The 1,111-nt window shown below is 68.6% G+C and carries 1 protein-coding gene; it reads left to right on the top strand.

Going from position 1 to position 1,111, the window contains the following annotated elements; genetic code table 11:
• Positions 1-103 precede the first annotated feature (103 nt).
• Entirely contained in the window at positions 104-1,105 is a 1,002-nt protein-coding gene (locus tag ACFY93_RS34540) for an IS630 family transposase (RefSeq protein WP_391365884.1), read from the top strand.
• Positions 1,106-1,111 lie beyond the last annotated feature (6 nt).

Genomic DNA, 1,111 nt, shown 5'->3' with positions numbered 1-1,111 from the left:
TATTGATCAGAAACGGTTTGGGTTCTGGGTCGTTGGATCGGGTGTGAGCGATCTGGTGGGGGACGCGCGGCATCTGTCGCCGTCGGCGCAGGAGGCCCTGCGGCTGCGGGCGGTGGCCGCGTTGGTGGCGGGCCGGGACCGTGAAGACGTGGCGGCAGTCTTCGGCGTGTCGCTGAAGGCCGTCGACAAGTGGTGGGCGAAGTGGCAGGCCGGTGGCCGGGAGGCGCTGGTCATGCGCCCGCGCGGTAAGCCGGTGGGGGTGCACCAGGTGCTCGGGGAGGCCGAGCAGGGCGCCGTGCGGCAGGCGGTTCTCGATCACCGGCCCTGTGACGTGGGCCTGAGCGGTCAGCTGTGGACGCGGCGGCTGATCGGTGACCTGATCGCGAAGCTGTACCGGGTGCGGCTGACCGAACCGGGGGTGGGCAAGTACCTGAAGCGGTGGGGGCTGTCCTTCCAGCGCCCGGACAAACGGGCCGTCGAACAGGACCCCGAGGCCGTGCGCCGCTGGCACCAGGAGACCTGGCCGAAGATCCGCGCGAAGGCGAAGGCCGAAGGCGGTGAGATCCTCTTCGCCGACCAGGTCGGCATCCGCTCCGACCAGGTCACCGGCCGCACCTGGGGCGAGAGAGGGAAGACGCCCGTCGTGCGGCGGAGCGGGAACCGGTTCTCGGTGAACGCGATGTCGGCGATCAGCACCAAGGGCCGGATGCACTTCATGGTCTTCACCGAGTCCTTCACCGCCGAAGTGATGTGCCGCTTCCTGGACCGGCTGGCCGGCCACTTCGACCACAAGGTCCATCTCGTGGTCGACGGGCACTCCGCGCACCGCTCGAAGAAGGTCCGGGACTGGCTTGCCGCCCATCCCGAGGCTGTCGAGCTGCACTTCCTGCCCCCGTACTCGCCCGAGCTGAACCCCGACGAGTTGGTCAACGCCGACCTCAAACACAGCCTGCCCAAGCAGCACCGAGCCCGCGACCAGGCCGAACTCACCGCGGAGACCCGCCGCTTCTTCCGTCGACGCCAACGCCAGCCGCACATCGTCCGCGGCTACTTCGGCGGCCCGCACGTCCGCTACGTCCTGGACGAGAACCCAATGAGTTTCTGATCAATA

Origin of the sequence: Streptomyces sp. NPDC008313, from assembly GCF_042956125.1 — a bacterium.
Classification (GTDB): domain Bacteria; phylum Actinomycetota; class Actinomycetes; order Streptomycetales; family Streptomycetaceae; genus Streptomyces.
This window is presented reverse-complemented; position numbering and strand designations above follow the sequence as displayed.